The organism is Aeromonas allosaccharophila, from assembly GCF_000819685.1.
GTDB lineage: Bacteria > Pseudomonadota > Gammaproteobacteria > Enterobacterales > Aeromonadaceae > Aeromonas > Aeromonas allosaccharophila.
This window is the reverse complement of record NZ_CDBR01000007.1, coordinates 63,405-88,654: the sequence shown is the minus strand read 5'-3', so window position 1 is coordinate 88,654 and position 25,250 is coordinate 63,405. Positions and strand designations below refer to the sequence as shown.

The window sequence follows — 25,250 nt, the reverse complement described above, 5'->3', positions numbered from 1 at the left end:
ATATACATTATGCGCAGTCGTGCTTATGGATAGAACAAAGGGGCCGAAGGCCCCAAGCTGATGTCCGGATTGGATTATCTTCGGTCTGTAACTCTCATAAAATCCAAAATACGGCTCATCAAACACCTGTACTCTCGAACATAGTTAAGAAGCTCTTCATTATCGTGGGCAATGCCAGCAATTTCTGCGACCTCACTTTCAAAGCTGCTTGCGTCTAGATCATAACCATGATCAGTCACATACTGCCCAACGAACTGATAAAACCTTTCTATATCAACGCTATTGCCTGACTGCCAATTAGAGAAAATCCACGCATTCAGTCGCTGCTTGCTTCTAGCGGATAGGATCATTTTGTGTAGTCCTTCATGAATTGAACGAGGTCTGGGCTTAAACTGGAGCTCCTTCTAATCGATTCTAGCTTGATAGGTTCTATGTACTTTTTCAGCTCCCAGAAGTGATCTGGCTGGAGTTCTAACCCCCAAAGTGGAATCGGATCCGCTGAGATAACGTATGAGATAGTCAGGACATTTTCATTAAATATCAAGTTATTAGATATAATCGGTGCGGTCAGCGTGGCCCCAAAATATCCACACCATATTTTTAGCCGTTTATTGCTGTCAGATGCCACCATTGAGATATATTTATGCTTTAAATCATGATTAAAGAGGCGTAAATCTGCATTTTATATCATTTTTTTTGGCTCTTTTTTGCATGGGGCATAAACGATACGATCATAATGATGAAAAGAACACCCCTCGGGATCAGGACTAGAGGAAAAACTAAGGGGCCAGAGGCCCCTTGGTTATCTGATGCCGATAACTAGATTTATCGGCATCATTATGAGAGATGACGAGGAGGTGTAATCATCTGTGGTACCAATCCCCACATGACGTCTGCTCATCCAAGATGAAACACCTTTACGGCCATTCTGCTTTGCAATGTTGCCCAAGTCACGACTCAAGTCGGTCAACCCAGCCATCCTGTTCCCCTGCCGCTTGAGAATATAGAGGTCGGCCTGGCCAACTGATCCGGCAACGTCCCCTCGCCCACAATCGCTTTGCGCTCAATCAGCAAGTCAGGTGATGCCCGTTCCGGCTGAAGTAAAGAAGTAATCATCCCGGCGATCAGCATGGGCTGTATATAAAACCTTCAGGCGCATCAGAAGTCATCGGGAGATGGGTGATATCCCCTCCCCCGGCTTGGACACGGGTGTAATTTGAAACAATTCTGCCTGGCGAGCTGAGTCAATTCAGGCTCAAGGCCTGCTTGGCGATAGCCATCGTGGGAGGTTGGCAGGTTAAATAGAGGCTGGTATTGAATTGCTGCAAGATACGCTTGAGCTCGCTCATATCGTCGGGATGGAGAGTCAAGGACCAGAGTGCTCGCGGCTGGCCGTGATGGAGGCCATTGGTATAGATGATGGTGCAATCTTCGATACGCAGCTGTTTGCAGTGGGCTTCCATCTGCAGTCCCACATCCGGAAACCAGATATGCAGCGTACCTGATGAGATAAAGGTGAACTGGGCTATTAGTGAACCTTTTCCGACGATCCTGAATGTCTTTTCCACCACTGCCACTTGCATACCTGCTCCTTGGTATCGGGTCATATTGATATCAATATCACCAATGATGAGTGGATATGCAAGGGCCATGTCGGTAATAAATATCAATGTTATTAAAGTGTTACATTCAGGGTGGCCAATCTGGATATTGCTGATCTCGGTATTCTCTTCATACGTTTTATGCTTTTGAACGTTGCGTCATGAGGTGAAAAAGGCCGGTATCTTGCGATACCGGCCTTGCTGTTGATCCTTCAGGCGGTCAACCACCGTTTGCGTTTTGGCATGACGGTTGGTTGGTGCGCGGGTCGGCAATTATTGCACACCTCGATGATCAGTCTCTTCAGTTCACTCATATCGACACCATGAAGCGTTAGCGACCAGAATGCCCTCGCCTGGCTGTAGTGCATCCCATTGGTATAGAGCAGGGTGTCATTTTCAAAGCGAAGCTGACTGCAGGGGGCTTCCATTTGTAATCCGGTGTCGGGAAACCAGATGTTCAAGGTGCCTGAAGGGATCAGGGTAAATTGCGCCATCAGATCGCCTTGTCCGACAATCTTGTAGGTTTTTTTGATGATATCTAGCGGCATAGGGTGTCTCGGTATTTCAGCAAGCTATGTAATTGTTTGTTTTCTCTCTGCTGCGGGATAACGGTTTATCCCGCTAATGGCAACGCACTCGTTCCTTACCGCCCCGTGTGAACCACGAAAGTGTTCCCTGAACCGATTGCCATTTTGGAGAAGTGCAAAGTAACAGCTCGAGCTTGTATGAGACCTTAATGAACCACTTCTTGTGTCAAAAATAACCTGCAGAGAACAGGGCAATGTCACACTGGCCGTTGGTTTTTTATGGTTGTTATCTCTCACTTTTGCTGTTTAAGCGGTCCAGCGGTTTCTGCTGTGCACTCTCATGCCGTTCACTGTTGCTGGTGTGCAGATATTTCGAGGTGGTGTCGATGCTGTCATGTCCGGCATCGGCCTGTACATGGGAGAGCGGCCGCCCGTGCAGGTTGATGTCATGGGTGATCCCGGTATGGCGAATGGCGTGGGGAGATAGTTGCCGCATTTCGGCCGCATCCTGGGCAAAGCCATCCTGCTCGGCCAGCTCGGCCCCCTTGCCGATGATCACCATGATCAAATCCCGTAGCTGGCGAATGCCGAGGTTGGCATTGAGCTCGCCCTGCTCGCGGCCATGGGCGGCCGCTTTATGGCGAACGAATAGCGGCGTTTGCTCGTCCGGTGTCGGCAACGGGGAGAGGCCGAGGAAGTGGCGGTAGCGCTCGAGTGCCGCCAGCAGCGCCTGGGAGACCGCCACGGTACGCCGTTTGCCTCCTTTACTTTGCGGGATGAAGTAGCCCCAGACGCCGGTTTTTCGATCCCGGCGAAACTGTCCCATCACCGGCGTAAAGCCAGGCCTGGCGGCGACCTCCGAGATCCGCAGATAGCAGGCATACATCAGAATGATGAGAAAGCGGCTGCGTTCGTGTTGATCCGGGTGGTCGCTGGCTAGGGTATCAGCGGCCTGCATCACGTAGGACCATTGCAACTCGCTGAAGCATTGCACCTGCTCGCCCTCCTCCGGCTGCTGCGGTCGTTTGACCCGTTGCAGCAGCAGGGCAGGATTGCGGTCCATGTACTCCTCCTGGATCAGGAACTGGAAGAAGGCCGACAAGATGGCGAGCTTGGTCTTCATCGCCTGCTCGCTCAGACGATAGGGCAAGGTGCGGCCCAGATCCCGCTTGCCGAGAAACGGTCGCCATTGCGGATTGGGCAATCGCTCTCCCCACTCCTTGTCGAGGAGAAACTGCGCCACGTTGCGATAGGCGATCAACTCGTCAGGGGGTGACTGGCAGTAGTCGAGATAGTGGATCATGATGCGGCGAGTGAGATCTTTCGGGCTGATGGCTGCCTCGCGAAAGCACCAATGCAAAAAGGTGGTCAGCTCGCTGCGATAGGTTTTGTAGTTGTTTTCGCTGTTGCGCTGCTCCAGCAGCCAGTCGACCGCCAGTTCGTAAACCAGCCCGGCATCGGGCACATCGTTAAGGCTGAGGTTGGCAAGGTACTGATTGACCTGCGGGTTGCCCGCTTCCAGATAGATCAGGCTGTCAAACAGCGGCATGGCGGGCGGCAAGGATAATGGGTGTTGAGTCATGGTGTTGCTTGTTGGTGATGAGATGAATCGATATGAGTCTGTGAGCCGAGACGATAGAAATGAGCTCGTAATGCATGAAGGCGACTTCAGTTGGTGTTTGTACTGTTCTTGTTGCTGCTGATTGAGGCTGTCTGGAGCGAGCAGGACGACGACCTCACTCTTGTTTGCTCGTTATTTTCTCATTGATGTGGCTGACGTTGCTCATCGCCGCATGCTATTCAGTTATGCATGTTATATGCACGGTTGTTAAAAAATACTCGGGGCAAATAGCCGAAAAAATGGTTTTAAATGCAAATTAAATGAATGAATTTGGCTATCTACGCCGAGAAATTACGCCGAGAAATAGCAGGCCTGGGCAATCAGGCCACCTGCTTGAGTGGCTTCTCCTTGCGCTTGGCTGCTGGGGCCTCTTCCTCTTTCGCGCCAGCCTGAACCTTGCCGCCACGAAGCAGGGTTTGCAGCACATCACGCTGCTCTGCCAGGTAGAATGCCAGACTCTCTTGCTGCTCTGGCGCCAGCTCGATAGGGGCGCCAGCCAACAGGGTCATCAACTCGTCGGCCGTATCCAGCAGCTTGTCATAGGCATCGGCCTCTTTTTTGCTGGCAAAGGTCATTTTTTCCACTCCCCCACGAACAACCACATATTTTATCTCGACAGCCATGATGGCCTCCTCTTGGTGATGATGGGTAGAGTGTATGTATGGATATACAGTATTGCAAGTAACCTCACCGGAAAAGAGTTCGCCGGGGTTTAGCGACAAAAGCGGCGCTGGATCAAGCTGTCTCAAAGTGCCATTTGACTTCCACGCCTGACTGGTCGGATCATGGTCTTATGACGATCGTACGACACCTGTTTATCCTGCTGATGGTTGAGGTGCTGCTCCTCGGGAGCATCGCCCACTTGGTCGTGGGGCTCCCTTGGTTGCTGACCCTGCTGTTTGTGGTGTTTGCCCTGCTGGGTTTGCGCTGTCTGGTGGTGCTCGGCAGCTGGCTGTTTACCCGCTTCTACCCCTCCCCGGCCATTGGCGCCTGGCGCAGGGTGAAGATGATGGCGCAGGAGATGCTGGCCTACCTCTACACCTTTACCTGGTTGCTGCCGTTCGAGCCTTTACTGATGGCACCCGATCGGCTGCACCCATGCCAGCGCCCCGTATTGCTGGTGCATGGCTACGGTTGCAGTCGCGGGATCTGGCGTACCCAGCGTGCCCGACTGGAAGCCGCAGGCCATGTGATCGCCACCATTACCCTGATGCCGCCATTTGGTCATATCGATGAGATGGTGCCGCTGCTGGCCACCCGGATTGACGATGTGCTGGCGCAGACTGGCGCCGACCAGCTGGTGCTGGTCGGTCACAGCATGGGCGGGCTGGTCTGCCGCGACTATCTGGCTCTCCATGGTGGTGACAAGGTCGCGCGCCTGATCACCCTGGCGACTCCCCATCAGGGCAGTCAGCTGGCCGCCCTTGGACTGGGGGCCAACGCCCGCGAGATGGAGCCCGGTTCCGGCTGGTTGCAGCGTTTCGCTTCGGTGCCGCTTTGCGTGCCCGGCATCTCGGTGCGCACCAGCCATGACAACGTGGTGATGCCGCAGGAACGGCAACGGTTGGCGGGGATGGACGATATCGAGTTGTCCGCCATCGGCCATCTTTCGCTGCTCTACTCCCGCCGCACCACCGATCTGCTGCTTGATCTGCTGGCTCGGGCATGACCTTCCTTAATCGTTTTGCCAAATAAAACAGGGGCCTGATTGCTCAGGCCCCTGCTCATCTCTTTGGCGCATCATCCGGTTAGAAATGGATCCCCTTGATCAGGGTCGAGACGGCAACCTGATCGGCGGTCGCCTTGGATTTGTCACCATCCTTGGGATCGGCAAAGGTGCGGAAGCTGGTGTTCATGATCACCTGCGCGACCCGCGGTGCCAGCGCATGAACCACCTGACCGAACACCCCGAGGCGGGTTGCCAGCCGTACATGCTTGTTGATGATGGTATCGCACACCAGATCCGCGGCCTCTTCCGGCGTCATCATCGGCACCTGCTCATAGACCTTGGTCGGCGCGACCATCGGCGTTTTCACCAGCGGCATATTGATGATGGAGAAGCTGACCCCCTTGTCGGCAAACTCGGAGGCGGCGGTGCGCACCCAGGCATCAAGGGCCGACTTGGAGGCAACATAGGCGGAGAAGCGCGGCGCATTGGTCAACACCCCGATGGAGGAGATGTTGATGATGTGCCCTTTTTTCTTCTCAATCATGGTGGGCAGCACCCCCATGATCACCTTGAGCGCCCCGAAGTAGTTGAGCTGCATGGTACGCTCCAGATCGTGGAAGCGCTCGAAGGAGTCTTCAATGGAGCGGCGGATGGAGCGGCCGGCGTTGTTGATCAGGATATCCACCCCGCCGTGTTCCTCGACAATCTGCCGGGTGATCGCCTCACCCTGCGCCAGATCGGCGAGATCGCCCTGATAGACCTGCATGGTGAGCCCCAGTTCGGCAAACTCGGCCTGGGTTTCGGCAATTTTCTGCTCATCGCGGGCGATGGTCACCACGATGGCTCCTGCCCCTGCCAGTTTGCGTGCGGTGGCGCGGCCAATGCCGGAGGTGGCGCCGGTCACCAGCACCACTTTTCCTTCGACCCGACCGCGCAGGGAGCGATCGATAAAGAGCTCGGGGTCGAGATGGCGCTCCCAGTAATCCCACAGCCGCCAGGCATAGCTGTGCAGCGGCGGCACTTCGATGCCGGTGCCTTTCAGCAGACGCTGGGTTTCCCGGCTGTCAAAACGGGTCGGGTAGTTGATGAGGCGGAAGATATCCTTGGGCAGCCCCAGATCGGCGATGGCAGCATCGCGAATGCGGCGCACCGGCGTCATAGTCATCAGCATCGCCGTCAAGTGGCGGGGAATGAAGCTGAACAAAGAGGCGTTGATGCGAATGGCCGGCTCCGGCGCATGGGCGGCACGGGAGAAGGTGCTGAGCATGTCGCCAACCCGCATCGGATTGGGATCGGTCAGGTGGAAGGTTTTGTTCTCCTCGCCGTCCTGATGGGCGATATGGGCCATGGCATCGACCACGAAGTTGACCGGCACGATATTGATGCGGCCCCCTTCCACCCCGATGGCGGGCATCCAGGGCGGCAGCAGACGGCGCAGCTTCTGAATGGTCTTGAAGAAATAGTAAGGGCCATCGATCTTGTCCATCTCGCCAGTATTGGCGTCACCGACGACGATGCCCGGCCGGTAGATGCGCCACGCAATGGTGCATTCGTTACGAACGATCCCCTCGGCTTCATGTTTGGTCTGGAAATAGGGCATGTCGAGGTGCTCGGCTTCGTCGAACATGTCTTCCCGAAACAGACCGTCAAACAGGCCCGCTGCGGCGATGGAGCTGCAGTGGTGGAACTGTTGTGATCCCAACCGCTCGGCAAGTTGCACCGCCTGGCGGGTCCCTTCGGTATTCACCTGTTGCTGGATGCCCGCCTTGGCGTTGAGATCGTAGATCGCCGCGAGATGGAAAAAGTGATCGATCTGGCCGCGGAGTTGCTCCTGCTCGGTGGCTGAGACCCCCAGCAGTGGCAGCGTCATGTCGCCAATGATCGGCACGGCTCTTTGCTCATTCACATTCCAGAATGCAAACAACTCCGGCAATTTATCCTGATGAGAGGCGCGCATCAAAAAATAGACCCGATTCTCGGGCGCACGTTCCAGCAATTTTTTGATCAACCTGCGCCCGATAAAGCCACTTCCGCCTGTGATGAAATAGTTCATGTCATTGTTCCGCTACTGATTTGGCTGTTACTTACCGTTAGATATATCACGCTTCATATGGAAATCTGCAATTCGATTGCCGGTTCGTGAGCCATCCCTTATTTCCACCCATTCACTATTTCGTTATTAGGTAGAACCCTCTATTTTTTGTCCCTAGACTGGAGTTGAAAAATCAGTAATGCCACAACCGGATTGCAGTTGTCGTTGTCGCCATTACGTTTAACTGTCGTTATTCAAGGAGAAGATCATGGCTAAGAAATTGAAAGCACTGGCAGGGTCAGTGACCGACAACCAACTCACCTCCACCATCAAGGAGTCCACCCAGCAGATCTGGTTGGCGGGTCTGGGTGCCTATGCCAAAGCACAGGAAGAGGGTGGCAAGATCTTTGAAGCCCTGGTGCAGGAAGGGGAAGCGCTGCAGGCCAAAACCCGTCAGAGCGCCGATGAGAAGATTGCCGCAGTGACCGACAAGACCGCCAATACCTGGGGCCGTCTGGAGCAGGTGTTTGAAGATCGCGTCGCCCGCGCCGTGGCCAGCCTCGGCATCCCGACCCGCAAGGATATCGACAAGCTCTCCAAGCGCATGGCCGAGCTGACCGATGTGGTGCAGCAACTGCTGGATGCCCAGGACGAAGAGGCCCCTGAAGCCGAAGCCAAGCCGGCAGCCGCCAAGAAGCCCGCCGCTCGCAAGCCGCCGGTAAAAAAAGCGCCGGTAGCCAAGGCTAAAGAGGCAGTGGTCGAGCAAGCCGCCGATCTGCTCTCCGCCGCCGAAGATGCGGTGAAAGAGGTGAAGGCCAAAGCGGAAAGCGTCCTGCCCTGATCCCTCACGGTGAAATAAGGTAGTTGATACCGGCCCATGCCCCTCGCTGGGCCGGTCTTGTCATGGAGAGAGTCATGGATAGGGAGGCGACGCTATGAGTACCATCGCAATTGCCCTTGCCGGCGGCGGGCCGCTCGGTGGCATCTACGAGATCGGTGCCTGCGCGGCGCTCTCCGACAGCATCAGCGGTCTGCGTCTCGACCATGCCGACATTTATGTTGGCGTGAGCTCGGGGGCCGTGGTGGCATCGGCACTGGCCAACGGTATCTCCCCGGCGAAGCTGGTGCGGATCCTGCTCAGCGATGATGCGGGGGAGATGTTTGACCCGGCGACCTTGCTGCGCCCCGCCTTTCGGGAATACGCCGAGCGCCTGACCTCAATCCCGCCGCTGGCGTGGCAGAGTCTGACCTACTATCTGGCGGCCCCCTGGAAGCGCAGCCTGTTTGAGTCGCTGCAGGGACTTTCCAAGGCCATTCCGACCGGTCTGTTTGACAACCGCGGGGTGGATCGCACCCTGACCCAGTTTTTCTCTCGCCCCGGCCGCAGCAACGATTTTCGCCAGCTGCGCAGTCGGCTGTTTGTAGTGGCCACCGAACTCGACACCGGTCATCCGGTCGCCTTCGGTAGCCCGGGGCTCGATGACGTGCCCATCTCGGCGGCGGTACAGGCTTCGGCCGCCCTGCCCGGCCTCTTTCCCCCCTCGCTGATCAATGGCCGTTACTATGTGGACGGGGCGCTGATCAAGACCCTGCACGCCTCGGTGGCGCTGCAAGAGGGGGCGGATCTGGTGTTCTGCATCAATCCGCTGGTGCCCTATGATGCGGACATGGCCGCCGGCACGCCGACCAATCTGGTGGATAGCGGTCTGCCAGTGGTGCTGGCCCAGACTTTTCGCGCCATCATCCACTCCCGCATGCATGTGGGGATGGATCGTTACAAACACCAATATCCCGACGCCGACGCCCTGCTGTTTGAGCCCTCCTCTGCCGATGGCGAGATGTTCTTTACCAATGTGTTCAGCTATCGGGATCGCCGCCGCCTCTGCGAGCACGCCTATCAGCATACCCGCCGCGATCTCTGGCAACGCCGTGACGAGTTGGCGCCGGTGCTGGCCAAGCATGGTCTGGAGCTCAATCTGGCGGCGCTGGCAGATGAACATCGCACCCTGCTGGCCCCCGGCAGTGGCTCGGTCGATGCGCTAGACAAGTCGCTGGAGCAGTTGCAGCACTGGCTTGCCAAACGCTATCGCCACGGCGTGCGCCGTTCACCCTCGAAGGAGTAGCATGGATCGCAAACCCAAACGCCGTACCCGGGAGCGGATCCTGACCACTGCCCTCGCCTGCTTCAACCGGCAGGGCGAACCCGGCGTCACTACCTCGGCCATTGCAGCCGAGATGGAGATAAGCCAGGGCAATCTCTACTACCACTTCCACAACAAGGAGGAGATCGTCAACGCCCTGTTTGGTGAATTCGAGCAGCAGATGGATCGCCTGCTGGATGCGGCCACGACCCCGTCCGATGAGGCGGAAGATATCTGGCTTTTCCTCCATCTGATGTTTGAGGCCATCTGGCAGTACCGTTTCCTCTACTACGATATCGCTACCCTGATGAGTGGTTATCATCAGGTGGAGCAGCGCTTTTCCGCCCTGCTGCGCCGCAAGGAGCAGACCGCTGCCGCCATTTGCAATCACCTGCAAACGGCCGGGCTGATGGAGGGCACGGCGCAACAGATGCGCACCCTGGCGGCCAATGTGGCGCTGGTGGGCACATTCTGGATCTCTTACCAGCGGGCACTGCACCCCAAGGCGGATGCCGATATCGCCCTCGGCGTCGTTCAGGTGATGCAGCTGGTCGCCCCCTATTTGCGGGCCGATGCCCGCGCTCATCTGGGCGCCCTCGCCCACCACTACACCGACAAGGTTTGATTCACATGCGACAGGGAGAATATGCATGACCACTTCACAACTCGAATTTGTCCCCTTCCCTTACGTGGACACGGCCTATGACTACGCTGGCCAGAAGCTGGCGGACAACTGGGATCGCCTCCATCAGGGGGATGCAGAACCCTGGCCGGAGGACGAACAGGTTCAGGATGCCTGGCGGGCCTATCATGCCGGGGATTTTGCCAAGGCCGTCGCCCTTGGCGAAGCGGCCACAGAGGCGGGCCTCAATGTGGCGAACAAGGCGCTGGTGATCCACGCCAGCTATCTGCTGGAGGACAAGTACGCCAAGCGCGCCGCCTTCGAGCGGGCAGCCAGCCATGCCGAGAAGCTGCAAAAGCGCCAGCCCGATAACGTCAATGCCTGGTATTTTCACGCCCTGGCGCTCGGTCGCTACAGTCAGGTCATCTCCATCACCAAGGCGCTCTCGCAGGGGATTGGTGACAAGATCAAGGCAAGCCTTGAGAAGGCGCTGGAGCTTGAGCCCGACCACGCCGAAGCCCATATCGCGTTCGGTGCCTGGCACGCCGAGATTGTCGACAAGCTGGGGGCCATGATCGGGGGCCTCACCTATGGCGCCAAGAAAGAGGAGTCAGAGCGTCACTTCAAGGAGGCGCTGGCGCTGATCCCCGACTCGGCCATCGCCCGTATGGAGTACGCCAACGCCCAGGTGATGCTGCACGGCAAGAGCCGCCTGAAAGCCGCCGAAGCCCTCTATGCCGAAGCTGCCGGGTGCGAACCGGTGGATGCCATGGAGCGCCTCGATGTGGAGGCGGCGCGCGAGGAGCTGGAGGAGTAACCCCCCTTCCCGCCATCCATTGATAACAAAACAAGAGGCCAACCCGCGGGTTGGCCTCTTTGTTGATGGTTGTTGCGTGGTTGAACGACCCGTCGCCTGTCGATTCAGCGTCAATCAACCGAGCAGGGCATCCAGTCCATGGGGATCGAACAGCAGATCCGGCTCCATCAGCACCAGCAACAACAGTTGTTCAAACTCTACTGCAAAACGCGCCACCACCCGATCCGGATCCGGCACCAGCTTCTTGTCGGTGATAAGGCCAAGCTGCACCTTGTGATCGTAAGAGAGGATGGAGACGCCGACGCCGATATCCCCCGATTGCGGCACCCAGAACTGCGGCTGGCGCAGCCGCGCCCCCGCCATATAGAGCGTCTGCTGCGGGCCGGGGACATTGGTGATCACCGCACTGGCCTTGGCCGTGAGCAGCTCGACCGCCTGCTGCTGCACCGCATTGGGGGCCATACCAAGGGCGTGCAACAGATTGAGCACCACCACGGGTTGTAGCGAGGTGCGCAGCGCCTGCATCCGATCACGCACGGTATAGAGCCGTTGCAGTGGATGCTCGACATCCAGCGGCAAGTCCAGGGCCACCAGCCCGAAGCGGTTGCCCAGCGCCCCCTCGTCGTCCGGCGCACGCATATTGACCGGTACCAGCGCGCGGATCTTGACCTTGTTGGCGTCATCCCCCTTCTCTTGCAGGTAGTGGCGAAACGCCCCGGCGGTGGCGGCGATCAGCAGATCGTTGACCGAGCAGCCCAGCACCTTGCCCACCGCCTTGATATCCGGCAGATCAATTTGCTCCGACCAGGCCACCCGTTTGGTACTGGCGGTTTTGCCCCGCAGGCGGCAGGGCGAGTCATCACTGAGGGTGGCGATATTGCACAGCTCGCTCGCCAGATCCCGCCCGGTCTTGAGGTAATCCACCGCCTTGGTGGGATGAGTGACCACCTCGACATATTTGGACCAGAGGGTGCCGGTCAGCTTGAGACCGGCCCGCACCAGTCGGCTGCCGTGGTGGCTGTCGTCTGCCTCCTCGTCATCGCTGTCATCCAGTGGCTCCGGTGACGGCGGTCGCGGTGCGCCTTGCGGGGTGTTATCCATCATGGTCAGCATGGCCCGCACCAGCGAAAAACCGTCACCCATGGCGTGGTGAATGCGTACCACCAGCGCTTGCCCGCCCAACGAGGTGTCGGTCAGGTGCATGTCCCACAGGGGGCGCTGGTGGTTGAGCGGTGTGGAGGCGAGATCGGCCACCAGCTTCTCCAGCTCAAGCTTGCCTGCGTTACCCGGCAGGATCACCCGCTTGAGGTGTTGATCGAGATCGAAATCGGGGTCATGGCGCCAGTAGTAGGAGCCCCCTTCCAGCACGGCCCGCTGGTGGAAGCGGGGTTGCACCGAAATGGTGTGGCGTAATCCGGCCCGCAACCGCGCCTCATCGAGCTCCCCTTCAAACATCAGGACGCCGATGATCTGCATCAGGTTGTTGGGTCTGTCCATGCGTAACCAGGCGGTATCGACGCAGGAGATAAATTCACTCGATGGCATGGTTGTTTCCCTACAAAATGAATTTACCGAGGCGGCAAGTTGCTCATGCCCTCATATCTGGACGAGAGCCTTGGGTAATCAAGATGACAATAGCGAGTGCCGACTCGAAATATGAAAATAGAAATGACGAATAACGTACAAAACAGAATTCGGGTATCGCCGGTTAATCACGTTGGCAAACAATATGGCTTGCCTACTTATTTCAAACAGCCATCGTTCACCGCAGGTTTATTTAATGCCAGTGCGACGAAAAGTTTCAAACACGTTTGGGACAAGGTAAGCGATTTTCCACATAATCGAGGATCTCCTGTTCCAGTACGCTGCGTACCGGTAACAGCATCAAGCCAAGATGCACTTCCAGTTCCAGGGTATCGTCGTCCAGGGTGAGCGTGCCATGTACCCCCGAGCCGCGAAAGCGCAGTTCGGTCTCCTCTTCATCTGCCCATTCGCAGTCGAGTTGATAGCTCGCGCTCATATCCTGGGCGATGGCTTCGGCAGCGAGTCGGGCGGCGGCCAGTCCCAGCGGATGCTGACGACTGACCTGAATGGTGGAGAGTGCGCTGCTGCCAGCGAGGGAGTCGTAGAAGAACATGGTAGTTACTCTGGGTCATAAGATATTTATTGATATTAAACACATGTTCACAACAAGTGAAAGGATGGTTCACATAAATGGGACTCACTTAACAGAGTGGATGACGATGAACGCCCTCAATGACACACGGCATTTATTCCCTCCCCCTTGCACGCTACACTTGTCGCCAAACTGATAGGAAAAGCTGCTTGTTTTTCATTCACTTGTATCGCTATTTCTCTATTTTTCAATCAATGGGCCCAAGGCCGGAGAGCGGTAGATGACCCATCAAGAAGATGCCCACGATGACGATAGCACCCTGGGGCGGCTCTACCGCCAGCTCCATCGGGTCGCGGCCTTGCGCGAGCAGATGCGGGCTCACCCGGAAGATCAGCAGGATCGGGACCGGTTGCGCCAGTGGCAGGCCGACCGATTGGGGCGTACCCATCGCGATCTGCTGGAGAGCGACCGCTACGGCCCCGCCGCCAAGTTTTTCCTGACCGATCTCTATGGTCCGGGGGATTGTGCCCGGCGCGATGCGGACGTGATGCGGGTGATGCCGACCGCCGAACGACTGTTGCCTGAGTCCGGCCTCAAGGTGCTGGCGCAGGCGATCGAGCTCGATGCCCTCTCCGAGGAGCTGGACTACCTGATGGTGGTGGCGCTGCGGCGCATTAACGGGCTCAACCCCATTACTGCGGAGCACTACGCTATCGCCTATCGCGCCGTGGGCGAGCAGGCGCGCCGCGAACATCAGATCACTCTGGTCAGCGAGCTTGGCATGACGCTGGACAGGCTGGCGAGAAAGCCGCTGCTTGGCGCGACTCTCAAGCTGGTATCGGGGCCCGCCCATCTGGCAGGCTTGGGCGAGCTATTCTCCTTTGTCGAGCGCGGTTATCAGGTGTGTCACCGGATGGGGCGTGCCAACGAGTTTCTCGAGACCATCGCCAGTCGCGAGACGGCGATCATGACGGCGCTCTTTAACGGCGACAGCAGTGCGCTGGCCTAGTGTTGCAGTGAAGGATAAACCGCCAGAATAACAAAGCGGGCCGATGGGCCCGCTGTTCGTTTAGCGCTGTTTGCCGATATGTTGGTCAACATGAGTTCGGTCAAATCACCAGCAGATCCATAAAGGCGTGTACCGGGGTAGCGGCAAGCCGCGGCCCATCCTGACAGAGGGCCAGAATGTCGCTGACCCGTTTGGTCGGGAAGCGGGTGGCCAGATTGTGCTGGAATTTTTCCACCAGCAGCGGGATCCCCTCCTCCCGACGGCGACGATGGCCGACCGGGTACTCCACCTCCACCTTGGCGGTGTGAGAGCCATCCTTGAAGAAGATCTGGATGGCGTTGGCAATGGATCGCTTGTCTGCCTCCAGATATTCGCGGCTGTAACGCTTGTCCTCCTGCACCACCATCTTGCCACGCAGCGCGTCGATGCGGGGATCGGCGGCCACGTCGTCCTCGTAATCCTCGGCGATCAGGCGACCGAAGATCAGCGGCACCGCCACCATATATTGCAGGCAGTGATCCCGATCGGCGGGGTTGTTGAGGGCGCCGACCTTGCTGATGATGCGAATGGCCGACTCATGGGTGGTGAGCTCGATGCGATCGATCTCGTCCAGCCGTCCCTTCACCTGCTCGTGCAGCTTCATGGCGCACTCTACCGCTGTCTGAGCGTGGAACTCGGCGGGATAGGAGATCTTGAACAGCACATTCTCCATCACATAGCTGCCGTACCCCTGATGCAGAGCGAACTGATTGCCCTTGAACAGCACGTCGTAGAAACCCCACTTGGGGGCGCTCAGTACACCGGGATACCCCATCTCGCCGCTCATGGTGATAAGGGCGAGGCGCACTGCGCGTGAGGTAGCATCCCCCGCCGCCCAGCTCTTGCGCGAACCGGCATTGGGAGCATGACGGTAAGTTCGCAGGCTCTGCCCATCGACCCAGGCCTGGGAGACCGTATCGATCACCTGATCGCGGGTGCCACCCAGCATGTGGGTCACCACGGCGGTGCTGGCAACCTTGACCAGCACCACGTGATCGAGACCGACCCGGTTGAAAGAGTTCTCCAGCGCCAGCACCCCCTGAATTTCATGGGCCTTGACCATGGCCACCAGCACATCGCTCATGGTGAGTGGCGCCTTGCCCTCGGCCACGCGGGTACGAGAGAGCCAGTCGGCAGTGGCGAGAATCCCCCCCAGATTGTCGGAGGGGTGACCCCACTCGGCGGCCAGCCAGGTGTCATTGTAATCGAGCCAGCGGATGATGGCACCGATATCCCAGGCCGCCTTGACCGGGTCGAGGCAGAGCTGGGTACCGGGCACCCGGGCACCGTGGGGTACCAGCGTGCCCGGCACAATTGGGCCAAGGTGCTTGGTACACTCGGGGAAGCGCAGGGCCAGCAGGCCACAGCCGAGCGTATCCATCAAGCAGTAGCGGGCGGTGTCGAGGGCCGCCTCGTTGGTAATGGGGTGGTTGCAGACATAATCGGCAATATCGACCAGCACCTGATCGGGCTCGGGTCTGTGGTTGACGTCGACGTTGGCGGACATCGTGACTTCCTTATCGTTGTTGTAGGGAGACAAAATGACGGGGGGCCGGGCCGACATAATCGGCGCTCGGGCGAATGATCCGGTTGTGCTCGCGCTGCTCCATCACATGGGCGCACCAGCCGGTGACCCGTGAGCAGACGAAAATAGGCGTGAACAGCTTGGTCGGGATCCCCATGTAGTGATAGGCGCTGGCGTGGAAGAAGTCGGCGTTGGGAAAGAGCTCTTTCTCTTCCCACATCACCTTCTCTGCCTCGCAGGAGACGCGATAGAGGCGATCATCCCCCACCGCTTCGGCGAGCTTGGCTGACCACGCCTTGATGATAACGTTGCGTGGATCCGAGGTACGGTAGATGGCGTGGCCAAAGCCCATCACTTTATCCTTGGCCGCCAACTTGGCCAGCAGTTCGCGCCTTGCCTGCGCCTCATCTTGCCAGGGCTCGATCATCGCCATGGCCGCCTCGTTGGCACCGCCGTGGAGCGGGCCGCGCAGGGTACCGATGGCGGCGGTGATGCAGGAGAACATGTCGGAAAGGGTCGAGGCGCAAACTCGCGCCGCAAAGGTGGAGGCGTTGAACTCATGTTCGGCGTAGAGGATAAGAGAGACATGCATAACCCGGCGCTCCAGCTCGCTCGGCGCTTTCTGGTGCAGCAGTGCGAGGAAGTGGCCACCGATACACTCCTCGTCGGTATCGAGGGCGATGCGCACCCCTTCATGACTGAACTTGTACCAGTAGATCAGAATGCCCGGAAAGGCCGCCAGCAGCCGATCCGCTACTTCATGCTCATGCTCGAAACCATCTTCCGGCTCCAGATCGCCGAGCATGGAGCAACCGGTGCGCAGCACATCCATGGGGTGGGCATCGGCGGGAATGCGCTCCAGCACCTCCAGCAGCGGCTGGGGCAAGGCGCGCAGGCGGCGCAGTTCGCGCTTGTATGCGTCCAGTTGCTGCTCACCGGGCAACTCCCCCTTGAGCAGCAGATAGGCGACCTCCTCGAACTGGGCGCTATCGGCCAGCTCCTTGATGTCATAACCGCGATAGGTGAGACCGGTGCCGCTCTTGCCTACGGTGCAGATACTGGTCTCCCCCGCACTCTGCCCGCGCAGGCCTGCCCCACCCAACGGTTTTTGCTGTCCCATAAGCTGCCTCCTATTCCTTGGCTGAAAACAGACGATCCAGTGTCTGCTCGTAGTGGTGATATCCGAGGAAGTCGTAGAGCGACTCCCGGGTCTGCATGGTCGCCACGACGGCTCGCTGATGGCCATCCTGGCGAATATGTTGATAGACGTTGAGGGCGGCCTGATTGGCGGCGCGGTTGGCGCTCAAGGGGTAGAGCACCATGTCGACGCCGTGGTCGGCGAGTTGAGCCTTGTCAAACAGCTCGGTTTTGCCGAACTCGGTCATGTTGGCAAGAATGGGCACTCCGGCCGCCTGCCTGAACTGGTCATACTGGGCAAGCTCGGTCACCGCCTCGGCGAAGATCATGTCGGCACCAGCAGCCACATAGGCGGCGGTGCGCTCAAGAGCCGACGCCATTCCCTCCACCGCCAGTGCATCGGTGCGCGCCATGATGACGAACTCGTTATTCTCGCGGGCATCCACCGCCGCCTTGATGCGATCGCACATCTCCTCAAGCGTGACCACCGCCTTGTTGGGGCGGTGGCCGCAGCGCTTCTGGGCCACCTGATCTTCCATATGGACCGCAGCAACCCCGGCCCGCTCGAACGCGTGAATGGTGCGGGCAATGTTAAACGCCCCGCCCCAGCCGGTATCAATATCGACCAGTAGCGGCACTCGAGTCGCCGCAGTGATCCGCTCGGCATCGATCAGCACATCGTTAAGGGAGGTCATGCCAAGATCCGGCAAGCCGTAGGAGGCGTTAGCCACCCCGGCGCCGGAGAGATAGAGGGCTTGAAAACCGCTGCGCTCGGCCATCAGCGCCATATAGGCATTGATGGTGCCGACGATCTGCAGGGGACGTTCAGTGGCAAGGGCGGTGCGAAAGCGCAGGCCTGCCGAGGGGGGCAAACTGGACATCATGACTCCTTTCACCTGTCTAGTCTGGCTATCTAATATCACGTTTACGTTAACGTCAATTATACTTTCGTAACATTCCGGCCGCAGGCAAGACAGGAAACCGGTTTTAGGGTAAATTTCACCAATTCCTTCAACAGGTTGAATTGTATGATGGAGCCCGGTTCCGTGATTGTCTGTCCGGCGTGCGACTTGCTGATCCAGCGCAAGGCGCTGCCGTTGCGTCGCCATGCCCACTGCCCACGTTGTCACCAGCATCTCTATGGCCGTTATGCCTTTCGTCCCTCCCAGTTGATGGCACTGACCATTACCGGTTTTTTGTTGCTGCCCTCCGCGTTTTTTGAGCCGCTGATCTATCTGCGGCTGGCGGGGGTCAACTCCGATGCCGATCTGCTGCGGGGGATCCTGGTGCTGTTTGGCGAAGGGGAATTTTGGGTGGCCTCTTTGGTGCTCTGGTGCGCCGTACTGGCGCCGGTAGGATTGTTGGCGGGGATCTTTGCGCTGGCATCTGGCATGGCCAAGCGTTGGCACATCCTTGCGCCCACCTTGAAGATGGTCGAGGTGTTTCGTCACTGGGCCATGCTGGAGGTCTATATCGTCAGCCTGCTGGTCGCCCTGTTCAAGCTGATCGACATCGCCGATGTGCGCCTCGGTGGCGGGTTGCTCAGCCTCGGCATTCTGATGCTGCTCAACATGACCCTGCTGATCCTGTTTGACCCCGCCCCCTACTGGGCGCGGATCCCGTTAAAGGAGCCGGCACATGACCAGCGCCCGTGAGATGGGGCTGTGCGGCTGCCAAACCTGCGGCCTGCTGGTCCGTTATCGGTTCCACGCCGTGTGTCCCCGCTGCGGCAGCAAGCTGCAGGTGCGCATCCCCCGCTCCCTTGCTTGGTCATGGGGCTTGCTGGCGCTCGCCACCTTCATGTTGCTGCCTGCCAACCTGCTGCCCATTACCCACTTCTACAACAAGGGGCTGCTGCAATCCGATACCATCTTCAGCGGTATCATGATGCTCTATCGCAGCAAAATGAGCGGGATTGCGACCATCGTCCTCACCGCCAGCATACTGGTGCCGGTGGGCAAGATATTGGGGCTGGGCTGGATCTGCTGGCAGTTACAGCGGACCAAACCGGTGCGGCGCAAGCGTCAGTTAGTGATGTATCGGGTGATCGATTTTATCGGCCGCTGGTCGATGCTGGACCTGTTCGTGATCTCGCTGATGGTGGCGCTGGTCGATCGGGGCGTCCTGCTGAGTGTTCGCGCAGGCCCCGGTGCCACCGCCTTTGCCGGTGTGGTGGTGCTGACCATGATGTCGGCCCGCATGCTCGATACCCGTTTACTGTGGGACAAGGCGGCCCGTTGATGATTTCTCTGTTTTTGTCTGATGCGCTGTTTAATCCAGCCAATAAGGAGTCGGTATGATCGGGGCTGAACCCGTCATTGAAAAGCGTCGCTGGTTATCGCCGGTCTGGCTGTTACCCCTGATAGCCCTGCTGCTGGCAGGTGGCTTTCTCTATCAGCAGGTATTGAGCCGTGGCCAGCTTATCCAGATCAACTTCGCGCAAGGCAACGGCATCTTGCCGGGCAAAACCCAGATTCGTTATCAGGGGGTGGCCATCGGGGTGGTGCAGGAGCTGGAGCTGGCCGAAGATGGTCGCAAGATTGCGGTCATGGCCAAGATTGACAGTCGTGCCAGACCGCTTATTCGCAAGGGGTCCGATTTTTGGCTGGTGAGCCCAAAGGCGTCGCTCACCGAGATCTCCGGCCTCGATACTCTGGTTTCCGGCAACTACATCAACCTGCAGCCGGGGCGTGAAAGCAATCCGCTGGAGGAGACCTTCGATGCGCTGGAGGGCCCTCCCCCCGGCTATCAGGCTCAGGGGCGGATGCTGCACCTGACCGCCGATTCGCTGGGCTCGGTGGGGATTGGCGCCAAACTCTATTTCCGCGGTATCGAAGTGGGCAGCGTCATCAATACCCGTTTGGGCCAGGACAACCAGAACGTCATTCTGGATCTGGTGATCGAGCCGCGTTTCGAACATCTGGTCAAAGCCGATACCCGCTTCTGGAACATCAGTGGCATCAAGGGATCCTTCAGTCTGGCCGGGGTGAGCGTGGAGGCTGGCAGTCTTACTTCCATCCTGAGCGGTGGCATCGCCTTTGATTCGCCCAAGGATTCACCAGAGCCGGAAAAAGGGCAGCTGTTCACTCTTTACAAAGGGCTGGCGGAAGCGGCGCGCGGCGAGCGCATCGAGATAGCTGCGGGCGATCTCCCGATCAAGGAGGGGATGCCGATCCTCTACGAGGGGATCGAGATTGGTCGTATCGACCCCATTCGTCTCACCGACAAGGGACGGGTGGTAACGGCGCTGATCAACCCGGAGCAGGCCTATCGCGTCACCGACAAGAGCCAGCTGGTGTGGGAGAGTGTCGCCCTCTCCGCGACCGGCGTGCAGCATGCAGATCGCCTGCTCTCCGGCCCGGCCATTCGCCTCGACTATGTGGCGGGCAAACCGGCACAGAAGATGACCCTGACCGATCGCGCCCCCCAAAGTGGCACCAAGGTGACGCTGCAGGCTGACGATCTGGCGGGGCTCAATCAGGATGCGCCGGTCTGGTACAAGGGATTGCAGGTGGGCCGCATCAGCCAGCTCACTCTGGATGCGCGCGGCAATGCCAGTGTCGAGCTGGTGATGGCGCCGAACTACGGCCATCTGCTCAACCGTGCCCGCTTCTATCGCGCCGCCCCGCTGCAGATCGATGCCGATCTGAGCGGTATCAAAGTGGAAACCAGTCCGGCCAGTGCCTGGCTGGGGGGCGGGATCAAGCTGGTGCAAGCCAGCAGTGGCGAGCGGATTAATCGTCTCTACCCGAGTCAGGAGTTGGCACTGCTCGGTACCCGAGATGCCAAGCCCCAGCGCTGGTTACTCAAGGCAGATCAGGCCGATGGCATCGGCATTGGCTCACCCGTGCTCTATCTGGGGCTGGAAGCGGGCAAGGTCAAACAGCTGCGCGCCGCCAAAGAGGGGGTCGAGATCGAGCTCGAGATTGATGGAGTCTATGCTCCCCTCCTCGCCCAACAACCGCAATTCTGGAAAAAAGCGGCCATCGATACCCGGGTCGGGATTGATGGTGTCAAGGTCAAGGTCGGTAATCTGGCAACTCTGTTGCGCGGTGCCATCGAGTTCGACCGGCTGGCCAATGGCCGGAGCAGCCATCAGCTGTTTGACAGTAAAGAGCAGGCCTGTGCGAAAGTACGCACCCTCTCTCTGGTCGCTGATAACAATCCGGGGCTCGGGATTGGCAGCCCGATCCGCTATCGCGGAGTCGATATCGGCAAAATTGAAGAGATCGAGCTGGAGCCATCATTGGGTCAGGTGATCTTCAAGGCGGAGCTCGATGGTCACTACGCCGAGCGTTTCCTGCAATCCGGTGCCCGCTTTACGCTGGTGCAAGCCAAGCTGGGGTTGGGCGGTGTTGCGCACCTCGATACCCTGATCAAGGGGGCGTTCGTAGAAGCACAACCCGGTAAAGGCGCTGGCAAAGATAGCTTCCCCTTAAGTCAGGTTGGCCCTGTGGGTTTGGCCCTGACCCTCAAGAGCCCCTCCGTCAATGGCCTGAGCGTCGGCAGCCCGCTGCTGTTTCGCAAGATGGTGGTCGGCAGTGTAACCAAGGTGGCGCTGGCTCGGGATGGCAGCGAGGTGGTGATCGACGTCAGTGTGGAGAAGGAGTATGCCCATCTGGTGCGGACCAACTCGCGCTTCTGGAATGTCTCCGGGGTCAAGGCAGATATCGGCCTGACCGGCGGCACCATTGAAGTGGAAACCGTACAAAGCCTGCTGGCTGGCGGCATCGCCTTCAATACCCCGGAGAAAGAGATGGGGCCAACCGTCAAGGCGGGCCACAGCTATCCGCTCTACGGCAAAGCCGAGAAAGAGTGGCAGGAGTGGAGCCCGCGCATCCTGCCCTGATCCCTCCCCTTTGCGTATATCCTCCAAGCCCGGCCTCGCGCCGGGCTTTTTTATATTCCGGTACCTGTTGACGGTGTTCAGATTCAGAATATTCCTAGCCTTGTGGTAGGATATCGCCCCTCTTTTTCGGTCAACGAGACGGCACCGTGCACGACAACACCTTCCTTCCCGATTACTTTTTACGCCACATTGCCGCCATCATGCCGGCCCATCTCTCGATGGATGAGTTTGTGGCCAGTTGTCGACGTCCGCTGCGCCGCAGTATTCGGGTCAATACCTTGAAGATCGCCGTCTCCGACTTCGTCGCGCTGATGCAGCCATTGGGGTGGCAGCTTGATCCGGTGCCCTGGTGTGACACCGGCTTCTGGTTGACCCGTAGCGATGAAACGGTGCCCCTGGGCAATACCGCCGAGCATTTGAGCGGGCTTTTTTACATTCAGGAAGCGAGCTCCATGCTGCCGGTGACGGCGCTCTTTGCCAGCGACAAGATCAAAGCGGATGGCATGTTGCTGGATGCGGCGGCGGCTCCCGGCTCCAAGACCACCCAGATCGCCGCCCTGATGAACAATCAGGGGATGCTGGTTGCCAACGAGTTTTCCAGCAGCCGGCTCAAGGTGCTGAGCGCCAATATCCAGCGCTGCGGCGTGACCAATGTGGGCATGACCCATTTTGATGCCAAGGTGTTTGGCCAGTGGTTGCCGGAGACCTTCGACGCCATCCTGCTCGACGCACCCTGCTCCGGCGAAGGGACGGTGCGCAAGGATGAAGATGCCCTGCGCAACTGGAGCATCGAGAGCATCGACGAGATCGCGGCGGTGCAGCAAGGGTTGCTGGAGAGCGCCTTCCATGCCTTGAAACCGGGCGGCGTACTGGTCTACTCCACCTGCACCTTGAGCCAGCAGGAGAATCAGGCGGTCTGCCAATCCCTGCTGGACAAGTTTGGTGATGCGTTGAGTTTTGACTCGCTGGCGGACCTGTTCCCCCATGCAGAGCAGGCCTGCACATCCGAAGGATATCTGCACGTTTGGCCCCAGATCTTCGACAGTGAAGGCTTTTTCGTTGCCAGATTGCGCAAGCATCACTCCGTGCCAAACACCATGTTCAAGCCGGGCAAGCTCGGCAAATTCCCTTTTGCGCCGCTACCGGCCAAAGAGGCGGAACCCATGTTGCGCGACATTGAAGCCAACTTTGGTGTGACGCCTCAAGGGCAGCTGTTTGGTCGCAATGACGAGATCTGGCTCTTCCCCAAGCGGTTTGATCAGGTGCAAGGCAAACTGCGTTTCGATCGCATCGGTATCAAGCAGGCCGAGACCTTCAAGAAAGGCTATCGCCTCACTCATGAGTGGGCGCTGGCCTATGGTGATAAAGCGAGCAAGGGCGTGGTCGAACTGGACAGCGCCAACGCGCGGGAATTCATGATGGGGCGGGATGTCTGGCCAGAGCAGGATGCTGGCGCTGGCGAGGTGATCGTCCGCTATCAGGGGCATACCCTTGGCATGGGAAAATGGGTTGGCAATCGGGTCAAGAATGCCCTCCCCCGCGAGCTGGTGCGTGACAACAATCTGTTCAATGCATAGTGGGTTGTTCGGTGCATAAGCACTTGAACGAGTCTGGATACCCACACTGCGGTTGAACTTTTATCGGGATCTTGAAAAGCCTTGAGCCTTGTCTAAGCTTAAGGCAATCCGAACACCAGTTAGCGCACGGCTCTGCAAGGAGCCAATTCCCCTATGCCAGGTACAAGGAATTCGTACCTGGCTTTTTTTATCTCTTATCAAATGGCCGTTGCTTCACTCTTGGCGCTATTCAACAGTCTCTTCGACCAGCGTGGCAACTCTGTTTTCAAACAGGGATTCCCTGCCCAGCTCATGTTGATAGAGCAGATCGATCGCCTGCTCGATGAGTGATGCCTGACTGTCTTCGAGATGGATACCCAGAGCGGCCAATCGTTCGGCATGGCGATTGCTGATCCAGCATTGCAATCGGGTATGGGTCTCCTGCTTGCGTTTTACATGCTGGCGCTGCCGCTCGGCATTGTTTTGGGGGGCCGCTTCTTGCTCTTCACGCGCTGTCATTTCCTGGCTCATATGTCCTTGCAATGCCCTATTTTCGGATTTGTTATCTCTCATAGCCTGCCCTTATCCATTGGACGATGGCCCTTCCACCTTGGGCTGTTGGCTGCTCGGCAAATATATCATCAGATCAACAAGATATCATTTAACATAAAATATGCAGTAACGCAGTCATATCAAAGCAAACCATCGAGCGCATGATCGGAGAACTTATGGGCGTCATCGAAGTACTCCTGCAGGGTCCGCATATCCTTGTGGCGCGTCACTTCGATGATCTTGTTCATCGGTTTGCCGGCAGTCACCGCTGAGGTGATAAATCCGCGGCGCAGGCTGTGGCCACTGACGTAGAGATCATCGATGGCTTGACCGGTTCGCCGCTTGATCATCAGGTTAATGCCCTGGGGACCAAGTGGTTCGGCCATCAATTGGCCCCAGCGATTCATGCGCCGAAACAGTGGCCCCTCGTTGATCCGGCTTTTTCGCAGCCAGTTTTGCAGTGCTGATACGGGACAGTAGTGCTTGCCCGGGATCAGGGCTATCTCGGTTTCATGGAGCTGATGCTTGCTCGGTTTGAGACGAAGGCGGATCCCCTGCCCCACAAAATCGAGATCGCTCACTTCAATTCGCGCCGCTTCCGAACGGCGTAAAGCACCACTGAACATCAGCAGTAGCAGGGTGTGATCGCGCAAGCCCGCCAGATCATGGGTGTCGATGCCATCCAGCACCTGGGTCAATGGCTGTAACGTCAGGGCGCCGGTTTTGCGTTTGCGGTTATCCCCCAACCTGACAATACCGCGCATCATCTCCTTGATTTCGGGATGTTCGGTGGGCATGGGATGAATGCCTTTCTGCTTGAAGGCATAACGGATCCCCGCCAGACGCCTTACCAGGGTTGCCGGTTTACGAGGTTCACCGTTACGCAGCTCCCCCTTCCCCTCCTCTTTATCCAGCCAAACCCAGTCGGCCAATACGCCATCGGCCTGATCTGCCAGAAAGTTCATGATGTCGTGATGGGTGGTTTGCAGCGGATCCAGCCCGTGCAATTGGCACCAGAAGACAAAAATACGGGTATCCGCCTGATAGGCATTGAGGGTGGAATCCGCTTTTGCACTGCGCAAAAAGCGGCGTGCCCGACTATTTAGCTGCGCATCGAAAACAGTCTGCAGTGACTGATGAGCCGGACTGGACAAGGTTGGATATGCCACGGAACACTATGATTCATATGAAGTTTGAGAGGATCTTACAGGATCCCCCACAGACATCAAGTATCGATAATGAATATTATCGATACTTATAGCATGCTGTTTTAATACCCATTGGCCACAGTGAACAGACGAAACATAGGAGTATTATTCGACACGGTTTTGTATGGATGAACGAGTTGAATTGGTTGGGCGAGTGAGAGATAACGTAGTGCGGAGTTGATATTCAGGTGGGTAATCAGCTTGGTATTTGAAATAAAAGAAGCCCCGA

The 25,250-nt window shown here is 57.9% G+C and carries 23 protein-coding genes; 10 read left to right on the top strand and 13 right to left on the bottom strand.

Going from position 1 to position 25,250, the window contains the following annotated elements:
- Positions 1–74: 74 nt before the first annotated feature.
- The 5 genes from BN1115_RS01790 to BN1115_RS01765 form a co-directional block, all read right to left on the bottom strand.
- Complete coding sequence (locus BN1115_RS01790; RefSeq protein WP_042655811.1) at positions 75–350, bottom strand: hypothetical protein; 276 nt, start codon at positions 348–350, stop codon at positions 75–77.
- 894 nt (positions 351–1,244) lie between these two features.
- Complete coding sequence (locus BN1115_RS01780; protein ID WP_042655809.1) at positions 1,245–1,583, bottom strand: hypothetical protein; 339 nt, start codon at positions 1,581–1,583, stop codon at positions 1,245–1,247.
- A 230-nt stretch (positions 1,584–1,813) separates the two neighbouring features.
- Positions 1,814–2,149: a hypothetical protein gene (locus BN1115_RS01775; RefSeq protein ID WP_042655808.1), complete on the bottom strand. Its 336-nt coding sequence runs from the start codon at positions 2,147–2,149 to the stop codon at positions 1,814–1,816.
- A 265-nt stretch (positions 2,150–2,414) separates the two neighbouring features.
- A complete protein-coding gene (locus tag BN1115_RS01770) occupies positions 2,415–3,677 on the bottom strand; it encodes a tyrosine-type recombinase/integrase (protein WP_167335540.1) in 1,263 nt (420 codons plus the stop codon).
- 392 nt (positions 3,678–4,069) lie between these two features.
- Positions 4,070–4,372, bottom strand: coding sequence for a YebG family protein (locus BN1115_RS01765; RefSeq protein WP_042655806.1), 303 nt, complete (start codon positions 4,370–4,372; stop codon positions 4,070–4,072).
- Positions 4,373–4,542: 170 nt separating this feature from the next.
- On the opposite strand from BN1115_RS01765, the gene BN1115_RS01760 reads away from it, so the two are divergent.
- The gene (locus tag BN1115_RS01760; RefSeq protein WP_042655805.1) at positions 4,543–5,418 is read left to right on the top strand and encodes an esterase/lipase family protein; all 876 of its coding nucleotides are present in this window, start codon (positions 4,543–4,545) and stop codon (positions 5,416–5,418) included.
- A 79-nt stretch (positions 5,419–5,497) separates the two neighbouring features.
- On the opposite strand, the gene BN1115_RS01755 is transcribed toward BN1115_RS01760, so the two are convergent.
- Positions 5,498–7,471 carry an SDR family oxidoreductase gene (locus BN1115_RS01755; RefSeq protein WP_042655804.1) on the bottom strand — a complete coding sequence of 658 codons (1,974 nt, stop codon included), beginning with the start codon at positions 7,469–7,471 and terminating at the stop codon, positions 5,498–5,500.
- 247 nt (positions 7,472–7,718) lie between these two features.
- On the opposite strand from BN1115_RS01755, the gene BN1115_RS01750 reads away from it, so the two are divergent.
- The 4 genes from BN1115_RS01750 (at position 7,719) to BN1115_RS01735 (ending at position 11,030) form a co-directional block, all read left to right on the top strand.
- On the top strand, positions 7,719–8,291 hold the full coding sequence (locus BN1115_RS01750; RefSeq protein ID WP_042655803.1) for a phasin family protein: 573 nt from the start codon (positions 7,719–7,721) through the stop codon (positions 8,289–8,291).
- A gap of 94 nt (positions 8,292–8,385) precedes the next feature.
- Complete coding sequence (locus BN1115_RS01745) at positions 8,386–9,573, top strand: patatin-like phospholipase family protein (RefSeq protein WP_042655802.1); 1,188 nt, start codon at positions 8,386–8,388, stop codon at positions 9,571–9,573.
- Position 9,574: 1 nt separating this feature from the next.
- Positions 9,575–10,216: a TetR/AcrR family transcriptional regulator gene (locus tag BN1115_RS01740; protein WP_042655801.1), complete on the top strand. Its 642-nt coding sequence runs from the start codon at positions 9,575–9,577 to the stop codon at positions 10,214–10,216.
- Between the two features lie 25 nt (positions 10,217–10,241).
- Positions 10,242–11,030, top strand: a complete 789-nt coding sequence (locus BN1115_RS01735) for a tetratricopeptide repeat protein (RefSeq protein WP_042655800.1) — start codon at positions 10,242–10,244, stop codon at positions 11,028–11,030.
- Positions 11,031–11,144: 114 nt separating this feature from the next.
- Here the strand turns inward: BN1115_RS01735 and BN1115_RS01730 are convergent, their stop codons facing one another.
- Both BN1115_RS01730 and BN1115_RS01725 read right to left on the bottom strand, forming a co-directional pair.
- A complete protein-coding gene (locus BN1115_RS01730) occupies positions 11,145–12,575 on the bottom strand; it encodes a wax ester/triacylglycerol synthase family O-acyltransferase (RefSeq protein WP_042655799.1) in 1,431 nt (476 codons plus the stop codon).
- Between the two features lie 256 nt (positions 12,576–12,831).
- Entirely contained in the window at positions 12,832–13,167 is a 336-nt protein-coding gene (locus tag BN1115_RS01725) for a polyhydroxyalkanoic acid system family protein (RefSeq protein WP_042655798.1), read from the bottom strand.
- A gap of 259 nt (positions 13,168–13,426) precedes the next feature.
- On the opposite strand from BN1115_RS01725, the gene BN1115_RS01720 reads away from it, so the two are divergent.
- Positions 13,427–14,155 (top strand): DUF8198 family protein, encoded by a 729-nt coding sequence (locus tag BN1115_RS01720; protein ID WP_042655797.1) that lies wholly within the window; start codon positions 13,427–13,429, stop codon positions 14,153–14,155.
- Between the two features lie 100 nt (positions 14,156–14,255).
- Here the strand turns inward: BN1115_RS01720 and BN1115_RS01715 are convergent, their stop codons facing one another.
- The 3 genes from BN1115_RS01715 to prpB are packed head-to-tail and all read right to left on the bottom strand — an operon-like array spanning position 14,256 to position 17,737.
- Positions 14,256–15,701: a bifunctional 2-methylcitrate dehydratase/aconitate hydratase gene (locus BN1115_RS01715; RefSeq protein WP_042655796.1), complete on the bottom strand. Its 1,446-nt coding sequence runs from the start codon at positions 15,699–15,701 to the stop codon at positions 14,256–14,258.
- A gap of 10 nt (positions 15,702–15,711) precedes the next feature.
- A complete protein-coding gene (gene prpC, locus BN1115_RS01710) occupies positions 15,712–16,839 on the bottom strand; it encodes a bifunctional 2-methylcitrate synthase/citrate synthase (RefSeq protein ID WP_042655795.1) in 1,128 nt (375 codons plus the stop codon).
- Between the two features lie 10 nt (positions 16,840–16,849).
- Entirely contained in the window at positions 16,850–17,737 is an 888-nt protein-coding gene (gene prpB / locus BN1115_RS01705; RefSeq protein WP_042655794.1) for a methylisocitrate lyase, read from the bottom strand.
- A 147-nt stretch (positions 17,738–17,884) separates the two neighbouring features.
- On the opposite strand from prpB, the gene BN1115_RS01700 reads away from it, so the two are divergent.
- From BN1115_RS01700 to rsmF, 4 genes are all read left to right on the top strand, one after another.
- A complete protein-coding gene (locus tag BN1115_RS01700; protein WP_042655793.1) occupies positions 17,885–18,511 on the top strand; it encodes a paraquat-inducible protein A in 627 nt (208 codons plus the stop codon).
- Positions 18,495–19,097: a paraquat-inducible protein A gene (locus tag BN1115_RS01695; protein WP_042655792.1), complete on the top strand. Its 603-nt coding sequence runs from the start codon at positions 18,495–18,497 to the stop codon at positions 19,095–19,097. Before BN1115_RS01700 ends, BN1115_RS01695 begins: the two co-directional genes overlap by 17 nt.
- 55 nt (positions 19,098–19,152) lie before the next feature.
- On the top strand, positions 19,153–21,705 hold the full coding sequence (locus BN1115_RS01690) for an MlaD family protein (protein ID WP_042655791.1): 2,553 nt from the start codon (positions 19,153–19,155) through the stop codon (positions 21,703–21,705).
- 146 nt (positions 21,706–21,851) lie between these two features.
- Positions 21,852–23,282 (top strand): 16S rRNA (cytosine(1407)-C(5))-methyltransferase RsmF, encoded by a 1,431-nt coding sequence (gene rsmF / locus BN1115_RS01685; RefSeq protein WP_042655790.1) that lies wholly within the window; start codon positions 21,852–21,854, stop codon positions 23,280–23,282.
- A gap of 225 nt (positions 23,283–23,507) precedes the next feature.
- Here rsmF and BN1115_RS01680 read toward each other — a convergent pair whose 3' ends face one another.
- Together BN1115_RS01680 and BN1115_RS01675 are read right to left on the bottom strand one after the other, a co-directional pair.
- Positions 23,508–23,780 carry a RepB family protein gene (locus tag BN1115_RS01680; RefSeq protein ID WP_275058273.1) on the bottom strand — a complete coding sequence of 91 codons (273 nt, stop codon included), beginning with the start codon at positions 23,778–23,780 and terminating at the stop codon, positions 23,508–23,510.
- Positions 23,781–23,953: 173 nt separating this feature from the next.
- On the bottom strand, positions 23,954–24,895 hold the full coding sequence (locus tag BN1115_RS01675) for a site-specific integrase (protein ID WP_232093645.1): 942 nt from the start codon (positions 24,893–24,895) through the stop codon (positions 23,954–23,956).
- Positions 24,896–25,250: the final 355 nt, after the last annotated feature.

Excerpts from the sequence above, each read along its gene's own strand:
- BN1115_RS01760 (WP_042655805.1), top strand. The coding sequence starts at position 4,543 with ATGACGATCGTACGACACCTGTTTATCCTGCTGATGGTTGAGGTGCTG.
- BN1115_RS01750 (WP_042655803.1), top strand. The coding sequence starts at position 7,719 with ATGGCTAAGAAATTGAAAGCACTGGCAGGGTCAGTGACCGACAACCAA.
- BN1115_RS01730 (WP_042655799.1), bottom strand. The coding sequence starts at position 12,575 with ATGCCATCGAGTGAATTTATCTCCTGCGTCGATACCGCCTGGTTACGC.
- BN1115_RS01695 (WP_042655792.1), top strand. The coding sequence starts at position 18,495 with ATGACCAGCGCCCGTGAGATGGGGCTGTGCGGCTGCCAAACCTGCGGC.
- BN1115_RS01720 (WP_042655797.1), top strand. The coding sequence starts at position 13,427 with ATGACCCATCAAGAAGATGCCCACGATGACGATAGCACCCTGGGGCGG.
- prpC (WP_042655795.1), bottom strand. The coding sequence starts at position 16,839 with ATGGGACAGCAAAAACCGTTGGGTGGGGCAGGCCTGCGCGGGCAGAGT.
- BN1115_RS01775 (WP_042655808.1), bottom strand. The coding sequence starts at position 2,149 with ATGCCGCTAGATATCATCAAAAAAACCTACAAGATTGTCGGACAAGGC.
- BN1115_RS01740 (WP_042655801.1), top strand. The coding sequence starts at position 9,575 with ATGGATCGCAAACCCAAACGCCGTACCCGGGAGCGGATCCTGACCACT.
- BN1115_RS01755 (WP_042655804.1), bottom strand. The coding sequence starts at position 7,471 with ATGAACTATTTCATCACAGGCGGAAGTGGCTTTATCGGGCGCAGGTTG.
- BN1115_RS01770 (WP_167335540.1), bottom strand. The coding sequence starts at position 3,677 with ATGCCGCTGTTTGACAGCCTGATCTATCTGGAAGCGGGCAACCCGCAG.
- BN1115_RS01790 (WP_042655811.1), bottom strand. The coding sequence starts at position 350 with ATGATCCTATCCGCTAGAAGCAAGCAGCGACTGAATGCGTGGATTTTC.
- BN1115_RS01725 (WP_042655798.1), bottom strand. The coding sequence starts at position 13,167 with ATGTTCTTCTACGACTCCCTCGCTGGCAGCAGCGCACTCTCCACCATT.
- BN1115_RS01680 (WP_275058273.1), bottom strand. The coding sequence starts at position 23,780 with ATGACAGCGCGTGAAGAGCAAGAAGCGGCCCCCCAAAACAATGCCGAG.
- BN1115_RS01700 (WP_042655793.1), top strand. The coding sequence starts at position 17,885 with ATGATGGAGCCCGGTTCCGTGATTGTCTGTCCGGCGTGCGACTTGCTG.
- BN1115_RS01690 (WP_042655791.1), top strand. The coding sequence starts at position 19,153 with ATGATCGGGGCTGAACCCGTCATTGAAAAGCGTCGCTGGTTATCGCCG.
- BN1115_RS01745 (WP_042655802.1), top strand. The coding sequence starts at position 8,386 with ATGAGTACCATCGCAATTGCCCTTGCCGGCGGCGGGCCGCTCGGTGGC.
- BN1115_RS01765 (WP_042655806.1), bottom strand. The coding sequence starts at position 4,372 with ATGGCTGTCGAGATAAAATATGTGGTTGTTCGTGGGGGAGTGGAAAAA.
- BN1115_RS01735 (WP_042655800.1), top strand. The coding sequence starts at position 10,242 with ATGACCACTTCACAACTCGAATTTGTCCCCTTCCCTTACGTGGACACG.
- BN1115_RS01715 (WP_042655796.1), bottom strand. The coding sequence starts at position 15,701 with ATGTCCGCCAACGTCGACGTCAACCACAGACCCGAGCCCGATCAGGTG.
- BN1115_RS01780 (WP_042655809.1), bottom strand. The coding sequence starts at position 1,583 with ATGCAAGTGGCAGTGGTGGAAAAGACATTCAGGATCGTCGGAAAAGGT.
- prpB (WP_042655794.1), bottom strand. The coding sequence starts at position 17,737 with ATGTCCAGTTTGCCCCCCTCGGCAGGCCTGCGCTTTCGCACCGCCCTT.